Source organism: Blastomonas natatoria (genome assembly GCF_003201955.1).
GTDB lineage: Bacteria > Pseudomonadota > Alphaproteobacteria > Sphingomonadales > Sphingomonadaceae > Blastomonas > Blastomonas natatoria.
In genome coordinates this window covers 43,490-59,352 of the sequence record NZ_QJJM01000014.1, presented here as the reverse complement: position 1 = coordinate 59,352, position 15,863 = coordinate 43,490, and the positions used below count along the sequence as shown (strand labels likewise).

At 63.5% G+C, this 15,863-nt stretch carries 20 protein-coding genes; 5 read left to right on the top strand and 15 right to left on the bottom strand.

The genetic code is table 11. The features are described from left to right. The first annotated feature begins 33 nt into the window (after nucleotides 1–33). On the top strand, nucleotides 34–402 hold the full coding sequence (locus tag C7451_RS15960; RefSeq protein WP_244181971.1) for a YciI family protein: 369 nt from the start codon (nucleotides 34–36) through the stop codon (nucleotides 400–402). Next, nucleotides 399–1,628 (top strand): RNA polymerase sigma factor, encoded by a 1,230-nt coding sequence (locus tag C7451_RS15955; protein ID WP_110299954.1) that lies wholly within the window; start codon nucleotides 399–401, stop codon nucleotides 1,626–1,628. Before C7451_RS15960 ends, C7451_RS15955 begins: the two co-directional genes overlap by 4 nt. Here the strand turns inward: C7451_RS15955 and C7451_RS15950 are convergent. The 5 genes from C7451_RS15950 to C7451_RS15930 all read right to left on the bottom strand — a co-directional run bounded on the left by C7451_RS15950 (nucleotide 1,567) and on the right by C7451_RS15930 (nucleotide 6,102). Beyond that, nucleotides 1,567–2,280 carry a TIGR02117 family protein gene (locus C7451_RS15950; protein ID WP_110299953.1) on the bottom strand — a complete coding sequence of 238 codons (714 nt, stop codon included), beginning with the start codon at nucleotides 2,278–2,280 and terminating at the stop codon, nucleotides 1,567–1,569. The two genes, C7451_RS15955 and C7451_RS15950, sit on opposite strands and share 62 nt — an antisense overlap. Before the next feature lie 220 nt (nucleotides 2,281–2,500). After that, nucleotides 2,501–3,424 (bottom strand): 50S ribosomal protein L11 methyltransferase, encoded by a 924-nt coding sequence (locus C7451_RS15945; RefSeq protein WP_110299952.1) that lies wholly within the window; start codon nucleotides 3,422–3,424, stop codon nucleotides 2,501–2,503. Nucleotides 3,425–3,591: 167 nt separating this feature from the next. Then, nucleotides 3,592–3,882, bottom strand: a complete 291-nt coding sequence (locus C7451_RS15940) for a GIY-YIG nuclease family protein (protein ID WP_110299951.1) — start codon at nucleotides 3,880–3,882, stop codon at nucleotides 3,592–3,594. A gap of 9 nt (nucleotides 3,883–3,891) precedes the next feature. After that, nucleotides 3,892–4,638 (bottom strand): SDR family NAD(P)-dependent oxidoreductase, encoded by a 747-nt coding sequence (locus tag C7451_RS15935; protein ID WP_110299994.1) that lies wholly within the window; start codon nucleotides 4,636–4,638, stop codon nucleotides 3,892–3,894. A 60-nt stretch (nucleotides 4,639–4,698) separates the two neighbouring features. Continuing rightward, on the bottom strand, nucleotides 4,699–6,102 hold the full coding sequence (locus C7451_RS15930) for a methyl-accepting chemotaxis protein (RefSeq protein ID WP_110299950.1): 1,404 nt from the start codon (nucleotides 6,100–6,102) through the stop codon (nucleotides 4,699–4,701). Nucleotides 6,103–6,321: 219 nt separating this feature from the next. Here C7451_RS15930 and sdhC point away from each other — a divergent pair, with 219 nt between their 5' ends. Genes sdhC through sdhA form a run of 3 tightly spaced genes read left to right on the top strand, consistent with a single transcriptional unit; the run spans nucleotide 6,322 to nucleotide 8,961 of the window. Further along, a complete protein-coding gene (gene sdhC / locus C7451_RS15925) occupies nucleotides 6,322–6,711 on the top strand; it encodes a succinate dehydrogenase, cytochrome b556 subunit (RefSeq protein WP_110299949.1) in 390 nt (129 codons plus the stop codon). 58 nt (nucleotides 6,712–6,769) lie between these two features. Next, complete coding sequence (gene sdhD, locus C7451_RS15920) at nucleotides 6,770–7,159, top strand: succinate dehydrogenase, hydrophobic membrane anchor protein (RefSeq protein WP_110299948.1); 390 nt, start codon at nucleotides 6,770–6,772, stop codon at nucleotides 7,157–7,159. Further along, nucleotides 7,159–8,961: a succinate dehydrogenase flavoprotein subunit gene (gene sdhA, locus C7451_RS15915; protein WP_110299947.1), complete on the top strand. Its 1,803-nt coding sequence runs from the start codon at nucleotides 7,159–7,161 to the stop codon at nucleotides 8,959–8,961. Before sdhD ends, sdhA begins: the two co-directional genes overlap by 1 nt. 83 nt (nucleotides 8,962–9,044) lie before the next feature. Here the strand turns inward: sdhA and C7451_RS15910 are convergent, their stop codons facing one another. The 10 genes from C7451_RS15910 to rbfA form a co-directional block, all read right to left on the bottom strand. Next, entirely contained in the window at nucleotides 9,045–9,338 is a 294-nt protein-coding gene (locus tag C7451_RS15910; protein ID WP_167398577.1) for a type II toxin-antitoxin system RelE/ParE family toxin, read from the bottom strand. Beyond that, on the bottom strand, nucleotides 9,328–9,570 hold the full coding sequence (locus C7451_RS15905) for a type II toxin-antitoxin system ParD family antitoxin (protein WP_110299945.1): 243 nt from the start codon (nucleotides 9,568–9,570) through the stop codon (nucleotides 9,328–9,330). The genes C7451_RS15910 and C7451_RS15905 overlap by 11 nt, the downstream gene beginning before the upstream one ends. A gap of 138 nt (nucleotides 9,571–9,708) precedes the next feature. Beyond that, nucleotides 9,709–12,039 carry a polyribonucleotide nucleotidyltransferase gene (gene pnp, locus C7451_RS15900; protein ID WP_110299944.1) on the bottom strand — a complete coding sequence of 777 codons (2,331 nt, stop codon included), beginning with the start codon at nucleotides 12,037–12,039 and terminating at the stop codon, nucleotides 9,709–9,711. A 208-nt stretch (nucleotides 12,040–12,247) separates the two neighbouring features. Then, nucleotides 12,248–12,517, bottom strand: coding sequence for a 30S ribosomal protein S15 (rpsO, locus tag C7451_RS15895; RefSeq protein WP_110299943.1), 270 nt, complete (start codon nucleotides 12,515–12,517; stop codon nucleotides 12,248–12,250). Nucleotides 12,518–12,535: 18 nt separating this feature from the next. Continuing rightward, a complete protein-coding gene (gene truB, locus C7451_RS15890) occupies nucleotides 12,536–13,525 on the bottom strand; it encodes a tRNA pseudouridine(55) synthase TruB (protein WP_110299942.1) in 990 nt (329 codons plus the stop codon). Between the two features lie 54 nt (nucleotides 13,526–13,579). Further along, complete coding sequence (locus tag C7451_RS15885) at nucleotides 13,580–14,125, bottom strand: GNAT family N-acetyltransferase (protein ID WP_110299941.1); 546 nt, start codon at nucleotides 14,123–14,125, stop codon at nucleotides 13,580–13,582. Further along, nucleotides 14,122–14,697 carry a thymidine kinase gene (locus C7451_RS15880; protein WP_110299940.1) on the bottom strand — a complete coding sequence of 192 codons (576 nt, stop codon included), beginning with the start codon at nucleotides 14,695–14,697 and terminating at the stop codon, nucleotides 14,122–14,124. The genes C7451_RS15885 and C7451_RS15880 overlap by 4 nt, the downstream gene beginning before the upstream one ends. Beyond that, on the bottom strand, nucleotides 14,697–15,098 hold the full coding sequence (locus C7451_RS15875; protein WP_167398576.1) for a type II toxin-antitoxin system VapC family toxin: 402 nt from the start codon (nucleotides 15,096–15,098) through the stop codon (nucleotides 14,697–14,699). Before C7451_RS15875 ends, C7451_RS15880 begins: the two co-directional genes overlap by 1 nt. A gap of 11 nt (nucleotides 15,099–15,109) precedes the next feature. Next, nucleotides 15,110–15,379, bottom strand: a complete 270-nt coding sequence (locus C7451_RS15870) for an AbrB/MazE/SpoVT family DNA-binding domain-containing protein (protein WP_110299938.1) — start codon at nucleotides 15,377–15,379, stop codon at nucleotides 15,110–15,112. Between the two features lie 31 nt (nucleotides 15,380–15,410). Further along, nucleotides 15,411–15,827 (bottom strand): 30S ribosome-binding factor RbfA, encoded by a 417-nt coding sequence (rbfA, locus tag C7451_RS15865; RefSeq protein WP_110299993.1) that lies wholly within the window; start codon nucleotides 15,825–15,827, stop codon nucleotides 15,411–15,413. Nucleotides 15,828–15,863 lie beyond the last annotated feature (36 nt).

Sequence of the window (15,863 nt, the reverse complement as noted above, 5' to 3'; positions counted from 1 at the left end):
AGAACGCGCCTTTTGCCGTTCGGACGAGGAGACATGATGATGCAGTACATGCTGATGATCCACGAGGACGAGAGCGTCTATGCAGGCCCCGAGGGCGAGAAGCTGCTCGCCGAGACGCTCGCCGCGCACATGGCGCTGGGCGAGGCGATGGTCGCTGCCGGGGTCAGCTTTTCGGGCGAGCGGCTGAAGCCCGCATCGACCGCCACGACGATCCGCTGGAACATGGGCGAGCATCAGATCCACGACGGCGCCTTTTCCGAAAGCCATGAGGAACTGGGCGGCTTCTACATCATCGATGTCGCCAATCTCGACGAGGCGCTGGCTTGGGCCAGGCGCATCCCGATCCCCAAGGGCGCGCTCGAAATCCGCCCAGTCTGGCCGATGAGCGAACCCGAGGCATGAACTCGGCCGGGCTGGGCGCGTCGATCATCGCGGCCCGGCCCGCCGTCGTGGCGGTGCTTGCGGCGCGGTTCCGCGATCTGGACCTCGCCGAAGACGGTTTTGCCGATGCAGCAGAGCTGGCGATGCGCCATTTCGCCGATGCACCTTTGCCTGCCAATATCGGCGGCTGGCTGCACGTGACGGCACGGAGGCGGATCATCGACCGGCTGCGGCGCGAGGCGCGGCTGACCCAGCTGATCGCCGAACAGCCGCCCGAACCGGAGGGCGGGGACATGGATGCCGTCTCGCTGTTCGACGAACAGATTCCCGACGATCGGCTGCGGCTGATCTTCATCTGCTGCCATCCGGCGATCGCGCCCGAGGCACGTGCCGCGCTGACCCTGCGTGTGGTCTGTGGTGTGCCTACCGAGCGGATCGCGGCGGCCTTTCTGATGGCCGTCCCGGCGATGTTCCAGCGGCTCACACGCGCCAAGACCAAGATCCGCGAGGCGGGCGTGCCGTTCGAGACCCCGCCCCCGCATCTCTGGACCGAGCGGCTGCAAGCGGTGCTGGCGACGCTCGAGATCGGCTATGCGCTGGCCTTTCAGGACGCGGCTAGCAGCGAGCCGACCGCCGATCTGGGTCCCGAGGTATTGCGGCTGACCGACATGCTCGCCGAACTGCTGCCCGATGACCCCGAGGTGCTGGGCCTGGCCGCTTTGGTGCAGCTCGCCGAGGCGCGGCGGGCGGCACGGGTCGATGATCAAGGCCGCATGATCCCGTTGAGCGAACAAGAACCGGCCTTGTGGAACGACAGGCTCATCGGATCGGCAGCAAGTCTGATGCGCCGCGCGGCACAGATCGGGCAAAGCGGGCCGTATCAGCTGATGGCGGCGATCCATCTCACCCATTCGCGGCGCAAGGGAGAAGGACATACCGACTGGCTTGCCATCCTCAGACTGTACGACATGCTGATGGTGTTGCGCCCCGGCCCGGTCGTGGCGATCAACCGCGCCGTCGCGCTGTCGCGGGTCGAGGGGCCTGAGGTTGGGCTGGGCGAGATCGAGGCGCTGGGCAGCATGCAGCTGGAACGATACCGCCCCTGGCATGCAGCGCGCGCGCATCTGCTCGCGCAAACCGGTGACCGGGTCGGCGCAGCGGAGGCATACCGCGCGGCGCTGGCGCTCAATCCGGCTCGGGCAGAGCGACTGTTTCTCGAGATGAAACTTCAGGAAACCAGCGCATGACATGGTGTTCCGCCGGGGTCCAGGCGCCGACCCGCACGCCGATGGCGCGCAGATGGTCGCCGGTCCAGACATTGCAGCTGCGGACCAGCGAATACCGCCCATTGGCTTTGTAGAACACATCATCGCCGCCATAGCCGGGAATGGGGTTCAGCGGTCCGCGTTTCGGAAAGGCGATGTCCTGCATCAGCCGGTCGGCCAGCCGGCGATAGGCGGCATGGCTGATCATCAGCTTGCGGGCATAGCGGCCCTCCTGCGGGCGGTTCATGTGATAGATGTGGATCAGCGTGGCATCGCTGCCGATGGCGGCGCGGGCCATGGTCGCAGGGTCGAGCTGTCGCCAGTCCGGGGTGTTCAGGTAGAAATCGCGCTCGCCCCATCCGATCGCGACATGATCGGTCGCACCGGTGGCATGATAGCGTATGTCCTTGAGATCGGTCGGCGGGAACAGCACGTGCCAGTCGATCCCCTCGGCGCGTGCGGGCAGGATGAAGCCGGTGTGAAAGCCGTTGGTCTCGACATAGATGGTCACGCCGTCCTCGGGCGCGCGCCAGTCGGTGTTGGTGCCCCATAGCCCGCCGATCTCGCCCGCAGCAAAGGCCAAGCCCGCGATCAGCGCCAGCCAGGCGAGCAGGGCTCTGGCGGCTTTCGCCATCACCCGTCATTCCTGCGAACGCGGGAATCCCGCTTTTGCGTGACGTTCCAGAGGAAGCGGGACCCCCGCCTTCGCGGGGGTGACCAAATGGGGCAGGCAGCGGCACGTTCCTCCTGATCCGCTTTCCTACGAAAGCCGGAATCCAGAGCGGCGTGGCACAATGTCGCCGCTGGGCTCCGGCTTTCGCCGGAGAACTGGCAATGCCTGAAAGGCCTTGACGTCAGGCTGCGCCGGTCTTGCACAGCCGCAATACTGTCCAGTCGCCGAGGTCCAGCCGATCTTCCAGCGCGAAGCCTTGCGCACGATATGCCCCTGCCACCGCCTCGGACTGGGTGCCGAGCAAGCCGGATAGCACCGCATAGCCGTTCGCGCCGGTGACCGAAGCGACATCGGCCGCCAGATCGATCAGCGGCCCGGCCAGGATATTGGCGATTACCAGATCATAAGGCGCACGCGCCTGAAGCTGCGCGTCGTCCAGCCCCTCGGCGATCACCATCGCCAGTTCGCCCGGACCATCGCCCATCGGCACGGCATTGGCCGCCGCATTATGCTCGACCGCAGGCCCACAGACCGGGTCGATATCGCTGGCGATCGCGCTCGCCCCGGGCCACAGGTGCATCGCGGCAAAGGCGAGCAGTCCGGTGCCGGTGCCGATATCGATATGGCTTGTCACATGCGTACCGGCGGCCTGCATCGAATCGAGCATCATCAGGCAGCCACGCGTCGTGTTGTGATGCCCGGTGCCAAAGGCCAGGCTCGCCGGAATCTCGAAGCTGCGCACGCCGGGCTCGTCAGAAGCGGGCATTTCGGGCGTGTGGACATGGAAGCGTCCAGCGCGGATCGGTTCGAGCCCGGCCTGGCTCAGCGTAACCCAGTCCTCGTCGGGAAGAAGTTCCGCGCTGAGCACCGCGCTGGTCGCGCTGGGGACGAGGCCGCGCAGGGTCTCGATCCACGCGCCCTGAGGTTCTTCGGTAAAATAGGCGTGCAACGCCCAACTGCCCGACTCCTGCGGATCGGCATAGGCATCGACCTCGCTCGCCACCAGGCTGGGGCTGCCGAAGGCGCTGTCGTCGAGCGTCATGTCGTCGGTCACGGCCTGCGCCTCTGCGAGCGTGCAGGGGATGGTGACTTTCCAATTGTCCAATGCGTGGGTCCTTGTTCGCGTGGAGGCTCGCACACCTTTAGGGAAACCCTCTTCACTTTGCCAATACCGTCATTCCCGCGAACGCGGGAATCCCGCTTATTCACAGAGTTCAGAAAGGAAGCGGGACCCCCGCGTTCGCGGGGGTGACGAAATACGGTGCGCCCGGATCAGGCGTTTATGAGGTGTGACAGGTCTTCCCAATTCGGGTTTGCCTGCTCGATCAGGTCAACCTTCCACTGACGGCACCATTTCTTGATCGCCTTTTCCTGCGCGATCGCAAATTCGATCTCGTCATGCCATTCGGTGTAGACGAGTCGGTCGAGGCCATATCGTTTGACGAAACGTGACCCACCGTCAGATCGATGCTGCTCCACCCGGCGTCCGATGTCCGCAGTTACACCGGTATAGATGGTGCCCCGATAGCGGTCCGCCATCATGTACACCCAGCCCCCCTTCATCTCATCCCCTTACCGCACGTAACTCGCGCCGTTCACGTCGAGCACTGCGCCCGTCATCGAGGGCGGCGCGTCGATGGCGCAGAAGGCCGCCATGGTGGCAACCTCGTCGGGCATGGCGACGCGGCCCAGGGGAATGTCGGCCAGCAGCTTGTCGCCCCCCCTGCTCGAAAGATAGTCCTCCGCCATGCCGGTCATGGTGAAGCCCGGGCAGATGGCGAAGGCGTAGATACCGCTGGAGGCATAGGCGCGCGCGATCGATTTGGTCATCGCCACCATCCCGCCCTTGGATGCCGCATAATGCCAATGCGCCGGGCTGTCGCCGCGATAGGCCGCGCGGCTGGCAATGTTGACGATGCGCCCTTCATTGCCATGATCGAGGAAATGCTGGACGGCAAAGCGGCACAGTTGCGCGCTGGCGGTCAGATTGATGGTCATCGTCTCGTCCCAGGCGGCGAGCCATTCGGCATCGCCCCGGTCGATCGGATTGGCTGCAAAAATGCCGGCATTGTTGATGAGAACGTCGATGCGGCCATCCAGAATGTCCAGCGCCTCGTTCCAGAGCATGTCGGGTCCGCGAAAGTCTCCGAAATCGGCGCCGATCACATCCCATTCGGGGGTGTCGGGGCTGTCATCGAGGAAGGGGCGGCTGGCATGACCAACGATGCGGTGGCCCGCTTCATGGAGATGGTCGGCAATGGCGCGACCGATGCCCCGGCTCGAGCCGGTGATGAGGATATTCTGTTCAACGCTGATCATGCGCGGCACCATATCGCCGCCTCGCGCCCCGGTCCATGACCGGGCGACGAAATTGCAGCGTCAGGCGCTCTTGGCGAGACCGATTTCGTCCGCGAACCGATCCGAACGATTGCGCAGTTCGACCAGTTGGTTCTGCAGATGGCTGAAGCCTGCGCCGACCTTGTCCATCTCGCTCGCGAGGCTTTCGGTGTCGATCCGGATAGTGCCGATGGTGTTCGACATGGAATCGGCCGCAAGCGCGGTTTCGTCGACGGCGGCGGTAATGATGGTAACCGTCTGCGCCTGGATTTCCATTGCCTCGCGGATGCGGTCGGCGCTGGTCTGCACTTCGCTCACCGTTGCGCGCACCGAATCGTTCGATGCCACGGTATCGCGGGTAGCCTGCTGGATGGCGGTGATCTTGTGGGCGATATCGTCGGTGGCGCGGGCGGTCTGGTTGGCGAGGCTCTTGACCTCCTGCGCAACCACGGCAAACCCGCGCCCGGCATCGCCTGCGCGGGCCGCCTCGATGGTGGCGTTGAGCGCCAGCAGGTTGGTCTGCCCGGCGATGTCGCGGATCAGGCTGAGAATCGATTCGATGGATTCGGCATGGGTCGACAAGGTCTGCGTGCTCGCCACCGCATGGCCTGCCTCACGCGAGGCGCGTTCGGCAACGTCGGCGGCGACTTCGACCTCGCTGCGGGCTTCCTCGATAGCGCGGATCAGGCCGGCGGCTGTCTGGGCCGCCTCGCGCATGGCGATTGCCGACTGTTCTGCGGCGGCGGCAACCTCGGATGACCGTCCCAGCATCTGCCGGGCGGCTTCGGATGCATTCACGACTTGGCTCTGAAGACCACTGCCCAGATGCGAGGCCTGTTGCAGTTCGCCGTCCACGGTCTGCTTGAAGCTGGCAGTCTGCGCGATGCGCACCTTCTGGGCTTCCTGCTGGGTCATGGTGTTGATGGCAAAGGCCATGATCTCTGCTTCGATCACCATGACCTGGGCCGTGGCACGCGCCAGCTGCTGATACCGGTCCATGTCGTCAGGAAGCTTCTCGCGCATTCTGCTCACGGCAAAATCATGCGTATGCGCCTGTGCAGCCAGCAGCTGCCACATCGGGACGCCCAGTTGCTGGGCGTACAGGGCGTGGCTGAAGGCCATCTCCACCCAGAGCTGGCCGTCGAAATTGGCCATTTTCTCGTGGGTGTAGCGACGGCTGGCCTCGATATTCTTCTGCCTGAGCGTCTCCAGGTCACGCGTCTTGCTGGCCAGGTCGGCAATCGAATTGAAATTATCCCAGAAGCACTGGGCAATGGCGTCCTGATCCTGCTTCAGCAGGTCCAGCGCCTCGCGCGCAAGGCGAGGAAGATCGCCGGCGGCGTCAAAGGCTGCCAGCCGCCGGCTGATCGAAAGTTCGTGAGCCACGGACTGGTAGAGCGCCTTGAAATTGGCACTGCCCTTCGTATCCCTGTGGTGGTCTGCCATGCCGTCCTCTCGCCAAGCTGGGTGCGTCGGCCTCCGGCATATGCGCTCATGGTTAACGCCCGGTTATTGCTGGAGCGATCGGGTGCGCGCGGTCAGCAGCGCGATGCCCCCGGTGCAAGGCGGGGCGCGCAATCAACAATTGCATCATTTGGGCAATCGGCTAAACAGGCGCCGGACGCAATTTCGCTTATGAACACGATCGTTTAAACGGGGGAGACCATGGCAAAACCATCGGGCAGGCCGCTGTCGCCGCACCTTTCCATCTGGCGTTGGGGCCCGGCCATGCTGGTCTCGATCCTGCATCGCGCAACCGGTGACGGCATGGCCGTGATCGGCGGGATTCTGCTTGTCGGCTGGCTTATGGCACTCGCCAGCGGACCCGATGCCTATGCCTGGTATGTCGGCTGGGCGACCAGCCCCATCGGCTATCTGCTGATGATCGGCCTGTCCTGGGCCTTCTTCCAGCACATGCTCTCGGGCCTCCGCCATTTCGTGCTGGATATCGGCGCGGGCTATGAGGTTGATCGCAACAACCGCTGGGCCGGGCTGCTGCCGGTGCTGTCGATCGCGCTGACGGCCTTTTTGTGGGCGATCATCTTTTTCGCCTGATCTTTTGAATTATCTGTGAAGCGCGAAAGGGCTATGGGGCCCGCGCTGGGAGTTGACCATGGGAAGTGGCACCAGAATTGGCAAGGTTCGCGGGCTGGGGTCCGCCAAGACGGGAACCCATCACTGGGTGATGGCGCGGGTGACCGCGGTCAGCAATCTCATCCTGATGCTGTGGTTCATCGCCTCGCTGGTCAGCCTGCCTGCGCTGGATTACGCGACCGTCACCGCCTGGCTCTCCGCTCCGCTGCCTGCCACCGCGATGATCCTGCTGATCGTCACCGTTTTCTATCACCTGCGCCTGGGCCTTCAGGTGATCGTCGAAGATTATGTGCATGATCATGGCACCAAGTTCGGCGTGATCCTGCTGCTCAACTTCTACGCCGTTGCCGGGGCCGCCCTCGGCATTTTCGCCGTAGCGCGCATTGCCTTTGCCGGAGCTGCAAGCTGATGACCGAAGCCTACAAGATCATCGACCATGTGTACGACACGGTTGTCGTGGGGGCCGGCGGATCGGGCCTGCGCGCCACCATGGGCAGCGCAGAAGCGGGCCTGAAGACCGCGTGCATCACCAAGGTGTTCCCCACCCGCAGCCACACCGTGGCGGCGCAGGGCGGCATCGCCGCCAGCCTGGGCAACAACTCTCCCGACCACTGGTCGTGGCACATGTACGATACCGTCAAGGGATCGGACTGGCTGGGCGATCAGGACGCGATCGAGTACATGGTGCGCGAAGCACCGGCGGCCGTCTACGAGCTCGAGCATGCCGGCGTGCCGTTCAGCCGCAACGACAATGGCACCATCTATCAGCGTCCGTTCGGTGGGCACATGCAGAACATGGGCGAAGGCCCCCCGGTGCAGCGCACCTGTGCAGCAGCAGACCGTACCGGCCACGCCATGCTGCACGCGCTGTACCAGCAGTCACTGAAGTACGATTCCGACTTCTTCATCGAATATTTCGCCATCGACCTGATCATGGAAGACGGCGTCTGCCGGGGCGTGATCGCTTTGTGCATGGAAGACGGATCGATCCATCGTTTCCGCAGCCATGCCGTGGTGCTGGCGACGGGCGGATCGGGCCGCTGCTATTTCTCCGCCACCTCGGCGCACACCTGCACGGGTGACGGCGGCGCAATGGTGCTGCGCGCAGGCCTGCCGCTGCAGGACATGGAATTCGTGCAGTTCCACCCGACCGGCATCTATGGCGCGGGCGTGCTGATCACCGAAGGCGCGCGCGGTGAGGGCGGTTATCTCACCAATTCCGAAGGAGAGCGCTTCATGGAGCGCTACGCCCCGTCGGCCAAGGACCTGGCCAGCCGCGACGTCGTCAGCCGCTCGATGGCTGCCGAAATCCGCGAAGGCCGCGGTGTCGGCAAGGAAGGCGATCATATCTACCTTCACCTCGACCATATTGACGAGAAGGTGCTGGCCGAGCGTCTGCCGGGGATAACCGAAACCGGCAAGATCTTTGCCGGCGTCGATCTGACGCGCCAGCCGCTGCCGGTGGTGCCGACCGTGCACTACAACATGGGCGGCATTCCCTGCAATTATCACGGCCAGGTCGTCACCATCAAGGATGGCAACCCCGATACCGTGGTCCCCGGCCTCTATGCCGTGGGCGAAGCAGCGTGCGTTTCGGTCCATGGCGCGAACCGTCTGGGATCGAACTCGCTGATCGACCTCGTCGTGTTCGGCCGCGCGACCGGCCACCACCTGCGCGATACGATCAAGCCGGGAAGCGCGCACAAGGCGCTGCCGAAGGACTCGGCCGATCTGGCGCTGTCGCGTCTCGACCATTTCCGCAATGCCAAGGGCGGCTCGCCCACCGCGCAGATTCGCATGGAGATGCAGAAGACGATGCAGAAGCATGCCGCCGTGTTCCGTGATACGCAGCTGCTGTCCGAAGGCACTGCGCTGATGCAGACGGTCAACAAGCGGATGGAGGACGTCCACGTCACCGACCGCTCGCTGATCTGGAACACCGACCTGATCGAGACGCTCGAGCTCGACAACCTGCTCAGCCAGGCGGTGTGCACCATCGAGAGCGCGCATGCCCGCAAGGAAAGCCGCGGCGCGCACATGCACGAGGATTATCCCGAGCGCGACGATGCGAACTTCATGAAGCACACCGTCAGCTGGTTCGAAGGCTGGGGTGGCAAGGGCGGCAAGGTGACGCTCGACTACCGCCCGGTCCACGAATATACGCTGAGCGACGAGGTCGAGTATATCAAGCCCAAGAAGCGGGTGTACTGATCGGCTGAATGGCCATCTGGCGATGACATTGTTCGGGGCAGGTACCGTACGCGGTTCCTGCCCCGAAGCATTTGTGGGCGGTGTCAGAGATGCCGGTCGATATCCATCCGCTCGTGCAGGATGCGGATGATCTGCACCGTGTCTTCAACGACCAGATAAAATACTAAGTGATGCCCGCACAGCAGCTGGCGGAATTCCCTCCCCTCGCTGCGGTAGACTGGATTGCGCAGCGGAAAATCGGCCAGCGACGAAATACTCGCTCGCATCGCAGCGAGATAGTGCCGAGCCTGCGCTGTGCCCCATTGCTGCATGGTAGCGACGGCGATAGCGTCGAGATCGCGGCCAGCAGCGGGGAGCAGGAGAACCTTATGCGGCATCGCCGAAATGGCGGTGCATGAAGCCGTCCCAGTCGAATGGCTCGGCAGGGCCGCTCGCCAGACCCTCGCGAAGAGCTGCATTAAGGGCTCCGCGCCGTTCATCCTCGGCCATCAACCGCCGCATGGCCTCGCGTACGACCTCGCTGGTCGAGCCATATTCGCCCGACTCCACCTTGCGGCGGGCAAATTCCTGAAACGGCGCGCCCAGCGCGATGGAGGTGTTCTTGGTCATGGGTTGACGATACCAGATTTTGGTAACGCATCCAATCGCCCATCATCGAACAAAAAACCGGCCGGAAGCGCGGGGCTTCCAGCCGGTCTTTGTCACGTCACGGGCTCAGCCCGCGACGCCAGCAGCAAACTGCTATCTTCAGTTTTCGCCGGTGATGAAGTCGGGCAGGCCAGCGTCACCGCCGCCTTCGCCGCCTTCCGAGCGCTCAGGGCGACCACGGCCGCGGCCGCCTCCGCCCGAACGTTCACCGCGATCGCCACCACGGTCACCACCGCGACCACGTCCGCCATCGCCGTCACGGCGGGGGCGACGCTCGCCGCGATCGCCACGCTCACCGCGCTCGCGCGGTTCGCGGGCGGGGCGGGTGTCTTCCAGCTCTTCACCGGTTTCCTGATCGACGACGCGCATCGACAGACGCACCTTGCCGCGCGGATCGATTTCGAGCACCTTGACCTTCACTTCCTGGCCTTCGGACAGGACATCGGCCACCTTCTCGACCCGCTCGTTGCGAATTTCCGAGACGTGGACCAGGCCGTCCTTGCCGCCCATGAAGTTCACGAACGCGCCGAAATCGACCAGGTTGACGACCTTGCCGTTGTAGATCTTGCCGACTTCGGCTTCCTCGACGATGCCCAGAATCCAATTCTTGGCAGCTTCGATCTGGCTGAGATCGGACGAGCTGATCTTGATCAGGCCCTCGTCGTCGATATCCACCTTCGCGCCGGTTTCGGCGACGATCTCGCGGATCACCTTGCCGCCGGTGCCGATGACTTCGCGGATCTTCGACTTGTCGATCTGGATCGTCTCGATGCGCGGAGCGTGCGCCGAAAGCTCGGTGCGGACTTCGCCCAGCGCCTTGGCCATTTCACCCAGGATGTGCGCGCGGCCTTCCTTGGCCTGTGCCAGCGCCTGCGCCATGATCTCGCGGGTGATGCCGGCGATCTTGATGTCCATCTGCATCGTGGTGATGCCTTCGGACGTGCCGGCGACCTTGAAGTCCATGTCGCCCAGATGATCCTCGTCACCCAGGATGTCGGAGAGCACCGCAAACTCGCTGCCTTCCAGGATCAGGCCCATGGCGATGCCCGACACCGGACGCTTGAGCGGAACGCCCGCGTCCATCATCGAGAGCGAACCGCCGCACACCGTGGCCATCGACGACGAGCCGTTCGACTCGGTGATGTCGGAGAGCACGCGGATGGTGTAGGGGAACTCGTCCTTGCTGGGCAGCACGGGGTGCAGCGCACGCCATGCCAGCTTGCCATGGCCGACTTCACGACGGCCTGGCGCGCCGAAGCGACCGACTTCACCGACCGAATAGGGCGGGAAGTTATAGTGCAGCATGAAACTCTCGTACGACAGGCCGGTGAGGCCGTCGATCATCTGCTCGCTGTCCTTGGTGCCCAAGGTGGTGGTACAGATCGACTGGGTTTCACCGCGCGTGAACAGCGCCGAACCATGGGTGCGCGGCAGGAAGCCGACCATCGCCTCGATCGGACGGATCTGCGTGGTGGTGCGGCCATCGATGCGGCTGCCGTCCTTGAGGATGGCACCGCGCACGATTTCCGCTTCCAGCTTCTTCATCAGCTTCTGCGCGGCCATCTGGTCCTGCGGCGTCGCATCGGCAAAGGCTTCCTTCGCCTTGGCGCGTGCTTCGTTCAGGGCATTGGAGCGGGCCGACTTGTCGGTCAGCTTGTAGGCCGCGGCAATGTCTGCACCGATCAGGTCCTTGAGCTTCTGCTTGGCGGCGCTGAGATCGGCCTGCGGAGCCATTTCCCAGGGATCCTTGGCAGCCTGTTCGGCGAGCTTGATGATCGCGTCGGTGACTTCGCGGCACGCAGCGTGCGCGAATTCGACGGCACCCAGCATCACCTCTTCGGAAAGCTCCTTGGCTTCCGATTCGACCATCATCACCGCGTCATGCGTGGCGGCGACGACCAGATCGAGCTCGCCTTCCTTGACCTCGTCCATCGACGGGTTGAGCTGATATTCGCCATCCTTGTAGCCGATGCGCGCAGCGCCGATCGGACCCATGAAGGGCACGCCCGACAGGGTGAGCGCTGCCGAGGCGGCGACCATCGCAACGATATCGGGCTCGGATTCGCCGTCGAATGACAGGACCTGCGCGATCACGTTGATTTCGTTGTAGAAACCTTCGGGAAACAGCGGGCGGACGGGACGGTCGATCAGGCGACTGGTCAGCGTTTCTTTCTCGGTCGCGCCGCGCTCACGCTTGAAGAAGCCGCCGGGGATGCGGCCTGCTGCGGAGAATTTTTCCTGGTAGTGGACGGTCAGCGGGAAGAAGTCCTGGCCTTCCTTCACCGACTTGGCGGCGGTCACGGCGCACAGCACCACGGTTTCGCCATAGGTGGCCAGCACAGCGCCGTCCGCCTGACGGGCAATGCGGCCCGTTTCGAGCTTGAGGGTCTTTCCGCCCCACTCGATTTCTACAGTCTTTACGTCAAACATGGATTTTCCTTATCGAACCCGGTGCGCCCTATTGCGGACCGGGGCCTCTTCTGGTGCCAGGCTGACCGGCCTGGCGCGGTTCGGGGCCATATCTTGCCCCGGCTCGCCCTGATCCGCCTCATTGCGGAAGGGGGCGTTGGATACCGCGCACTTTAATTTCATGGCGCGGATAAACGAACGGCCCCGCTGGGGGGCCGTTCGAGAATGCTTACTTGCGGAGACCCAGCTTGCCGATCAGGTCGGTATAGCGGGCCTGATCCTTCTTCTTCAGATAGTCCAGCAGCGAGCGGCGCTTGTTGACCATCATCAGCAGACCACGACGCGAGTGGTTGTCCTTGTGGTGCGACTTGAAGTGGTCGGTCAGATTGTTGATGCGCTCGGTCAGGATGGCAACCTGCACCTCGGGCGAGCCGGTGTCGTTGGCTTCGCGCGCATATTCCTTGATCACTTCTTCCTTGCGCTCTGCGGTAATCGTCATGTCTTCATTCCTCGAACATCATCCAAAGTTGAAACCGCGCACCACGCGGACCTCGTGGTCCGAAAGCGATACCAGCGCGAGCGGAGCATCATCGCTCCCCCGCGCCCAGTAACGCCCATCGTGTGCGGCAATCCCGGTCACGACCTGCCCCATGCGGAGCCGCCTTGCCTGATCGGGAGTGAGGTCAAGAGCCGGGATGTCGGCCAGCCCTGCCTCGAATGGCAAGATTACGTCTTCTGGGGCCGCGCCTTGGCGGATTTCGTCCAGTTTGTCCAGCGAAATCGCCTGATCGAGCTCGAACGGCCCGGCCTGGGTGCGGCGGAGCATGGTCACATGGCCGACGGTGCCCAGCGCCTGCGCGATGTCGCGTGCGAGGCTGCGGATATAGGTGCCCTTGGAGACATGGGCGGTGAGGGTGACGGTTTCAAGCGGCTGTCGACCTGCCTCCCTCTCGTCACCCTGAACTTGTTTCAGGGTCCATCCAGCGTCTTGGGGCTTCAGCTGCTGCGGCGCGATGGATCCTGAAACAAGTTCAGGATGACGGATAAGCAACGCATGCACCGTCACCGCCCGGCCTGCCAGTTCCACCGTCTCGCCCGCGCGCGCCAAGTCGTATGCCCGCTGGCCATCGACCTTGAGCGCCGAGAAAGCCGGCGGCACCTGTTCGATCGGGCCGGTGAAGCGCGCCAGCACCGCCTCGACCTCGGTCAGGGTCGGCCGTACGTCGTTTGTCGCTACCGGCTTGCCCTCGACGTCGAGCGTGTCGGTCTCCACCCCGAACCGGATCGTGAAATCGTAAGTCTTGTCGCCATTGAGCATCTGGCCGGTCAGCTTGGTCGCTTCGCCCAGCGCGATCGGCAGCACGCCGGTGGCGAGCGGGTCGAGCGTGCCGCCATGCCCGACCTTGACCTTGCCGAACCCACCCTGGCGAAAGGCGCGCTTGACGGCGCTCACCGCGTCGGTCGAGCCCATGCCATAAGGCTTGTCGAGAATGATCCATCCGTGCATGCGCCGCCCGTTAGCAGCGTTCGCGCTCTTGACCAAATGCCGAAAATCAAGCGGTCAGGGCCGAGCCCGTTCCCAGTCTTCGCGCAGCAGCCCGAAGATGCAGGTATCGCGGACAAAGCCCGTCCACGTGATGCGGTTGCGGCGCAAGGTGCCCTCGTGAATGGCCCCCAGCTTCAGCACCGCAGCCCGGCTGCGCAGATTGCGCGCATCGACACGGAACTCGATGCGGGTAAAGCCCTGCGCGAAGGCATGGTCGATCATCAGCCGCTTCATGCGGGTGTTGACGCCCGCAGCACCGCGTGCGCGCGGCTCGATATAGGTGCCGCCGATCTCGACGATATGGTTGGCATCATCCGGGTTGATGTAGCTGCTCATGCCGATCAGCTTGCCTTGCCAGAGAACTGCCAGCGGTAGGCGCCGATCGGTGCCGTGGAACTCGTCCATCGCCCGGTCGAAATGCTCGCCCAGCATGGATACGGGGTAGATATTCCAGATATCCTGGTCGCGCGCGCAGGCGGCGCGCAGCGGCTCGACATGATAGTTGGCCAGCGGTTCGAGCCGAAGGTCGCCGTCCATCAACACGGTGCGCAGTGCGCTCATGCCATGCGCGCCATGAAATGCTTGCGGCACAGCGCGATATAGCGGTCATTGCCGCCAATCTCGGTCTGCGCGCCCTGCTTGACCGCATGACCTGTTTCGTCGACGCGCAGGTTCATCGTCGCCTTGGCGCCGCATTCGCAAACCGCTTTCAGCTCGACCAGATGGTCCGCGATGGCGAGCAACTGCGCGCTGCCGGGAAACAGCTCGGCCTGGAAATCGGTGCGCAAACCGTAGCGGAGCACCGGAATCTTCAGCTCGTCGCAGATCCGCGCGCACTGGAAGACCTGTGCCTTGGTGAGGAACTGCGCCTCGTCGACCAGCACGCAATCGAGCGGGGCAGAGGCCAGGTCCAGCGCCACCGCCGCGAAAATGTCTGTCTCGGGCTCGAACAGATGCGCCGGTGCCTTGAGCCCGATGCGCGAGGTGATCTGTCCGGCGCCGTATCGATCGTCGAACGCTGCCGTCCACAACATCGCCCGCATCCCGCGCTCGGCATAGTTGAACGCCGCCTGCAGCAGGGTGGAGGATTTGCCCGCGTTCATCGAGGCGTAGTAGAAATAGAGCTTGGCCATCAGCTTGGTTTTTTGAGAAGTTTGACCGGAAGCGGACTGGCCTCACCTGCTTGTCGCGCCAGCTTCTTGTCAAATGTGACAAAGCTGTCTGCATCAACTGGAGCGGCCGCCAGATGCATCATGTCCGCCCAATCAGCACCCAACCGGTATCTTTCAATGGCCCATTCCACTGCGGCAGCGTTTTCCATATGGGCATTATCAAAGGTCAGCAGTTGCTCCATCATTTGTGCGACAATTGGCCTTGGCACTCCGGCGGCCTTCTCCAGAACCCAGCCAAGTTCAGTGAAAACAGTCCATATGAGCAAAAATGGTTGGGTGGCAGCATCATCGGCAATCTGGGCCTGAACCGGGTCATCATTCAACAACCAACGCGCCAGGACGTTAGTATCCAAAATCTGCACCGAGCGTTGTCTCAGTTATCCAGCGATGGATCGTCAACGTCTGGCGACCAACTCAGCTTCTCGATGGGGATCGGTGGTCCTTTGTGCCGATAAATGGCGCGCAGGCTTTGTCTGACTTCGGCGATCGAGCGCCGAGGGGATTTGGACAAACGCCGTAAGATGATCTCGTCGCCATGCGCACGAACATCAAATGCCTCACCTTCAGCCAGTTGCAGGCGGTCGATCACATCCTGAGGGATCAGTACCTGGCCCTGGGCGGAGAGGCGGGTAATATCGTTCATGCGGTCAGCTTACGTCTTACCCTGTAAGCCGTCAATTGTCGTCGCCGTCGCCATCTCCGCCCAGGTCCTGCGCGACCTTGGGATCGCTCAGCAGACGGTCGATATGGCTGCCGGTGTCGAAGCTGTCATCGGCCAGCCATTTGAGCTTCGCGGCATATTTCATCCGCACGCGCTGGGCGACCTCGCGCTGGAAATAGGCGGTGTTGGTGCGCAGCGCCTTGAGCACGACCTCTTCGTCCTTGCCCAGCAGCGGCTTCACGAACACCGTTGCGTGGCGCAGGTCGGGCGACATGCGCACCTCGGTGACCGAAACGGTGGTGCTGCTCAGCACATCGTCATGCACCTCGCCGCGCGTCAGCAGTTCGGACAGCACATGGCGCACCTGCTCGCCCACGCGCAGCACGCGCACCGAGCGCCCTTCGGGGCTGGTATCGTTATGCCTGGCCATGATCGTTTCCTTCACGATACCCCGCCGACCGAAACC

Excerpts from the sequence above, each read along its gene's own strand:
- C7451_RS15950 (WP_110299953.1), bottom strand. The coding sequence starts at position 2,280 with ATGGCGAAAGCCGCCAGAGCCCTGCTCGCCTGGCTGGCGCTGATCGCG.
- pnp (WP_110299944.1), bottom strand. The coding sequence starts at position 12,039 with ATGTTTGACGTAAAGACTGTAGAAATCGAGTGGGGCGGAAAGACCCTC.
- rpsO (WP_110299943.1), bottom strand. The coding sequence starts at position 12,517 with ATGACGATTACCGCAGAGCGCAAGGAAGAAGTGATCAAGGAATATGCG.
- C7451_RS15930 (WP_110299950.1), bottom strand. The coding sequence starts at position 6,102 with ATGGCAGACCACCACAGGGATACGAAGGGCAGTGCCAATTTCAAGGCG.
- C7451_RS15880 (WP_110299940.1), bottom strand. The coding sequence starts at position 14,697 with ATGGCCAAGCTCTATTTCTACTACGCCTCGATGAACGCGGGCAAATCC.
- C7451_RS15885 (WP_110299941.1), bottom strand. The coding sequence starts at position 14,125 with ATGAGCGCACTGCGCACCGTGTTGATGGACGGCGACCTTCGGCTCGAA.
- C7451_RS15910 (WP_167398577.1), bottom strand. The coding sequence starts at position 9,338 with ATGCCGCATAAGGTTCTCCTGCTCCCCGCTGCTGGCCGCGATCTCGAC.
- C7451_RS15960 (WP_244181971.1), top strand. The coding sequence starts at position 34 with ATGATGATGCAGTACATGCTGATGATCCACGAGGACGAGAGCGTCTAT.
- sdhD (WP_110299948.1), top strand. The coding sequence starts at position 6,770 with ATGGGAAGTGGCACCAGAATTGGCAAGGTTCGCGGGCTGGGGTCCGCC.
- rbfA (WP_110299993.1), bottom strand. The coding sequence starts at position 15,827 with ATGGCCAGGCATAACGATACCAGCCCCGAAGGGCGCTCGGTGCGCGTG.
- sdhA (WP_110299947.1), top strand. The coding sequence starts at position 7,159 with ATGACCGAAGCCTACAAGATCATCGACCATGTGTACGACACGGTTGTC.
- C7451_RS15940 (WP_110299951.1), bottom strand. The coding sequence starts at position 3,882 with ATGAAGGGGGGCTGGGTGTACATGATGGCGGACCGCTATCGGGGCACC.
- C7451_RS15955 (WP_110299954.1), top strand. The coding sequence starts at position 399 with ATGAACTCGGCCGGGCTGGGCGCGTCGATCATCGCGGCCCGGCCCGCC.
- sdhC (WP_110299949.1), top strand. The coding sequence starts at position 6,322 with ATGGCAAAACCATCGGGCAGGCCGCTGTCGCCGCACCTTTCCATCTGG.
- C7451_RS15870 (WP_110299938.1), bottom strand. The coding sequence starts at position 15,379 with ATGAACGATATTACCCGCCTCTCCGCCCAGGGCCAGGTACTGATCCCT.
- truB (WP_110299942.1), bottom strand. The coding sequence starts at position 13,525 with ATGCACGGATGGATCATTCTCGACAAGCCTTATGGCATGGGCTCGACC.
- C7451_RS15905 (WP_110299945.1), bottom strand. The coding sequence starts at position 9,570 with ATGACCAAGAACACCTCCATCGCGCTGGGCGCGCCGTTTCAGGAATTT.
- C7451_RS15935 (WP_110299994.1), bottom strand. The coding sequence starts at position 4,638 with ATGATCAGCGTTGAACAGAATATCCTCATCACCGGCTCGAGCCGGGGC.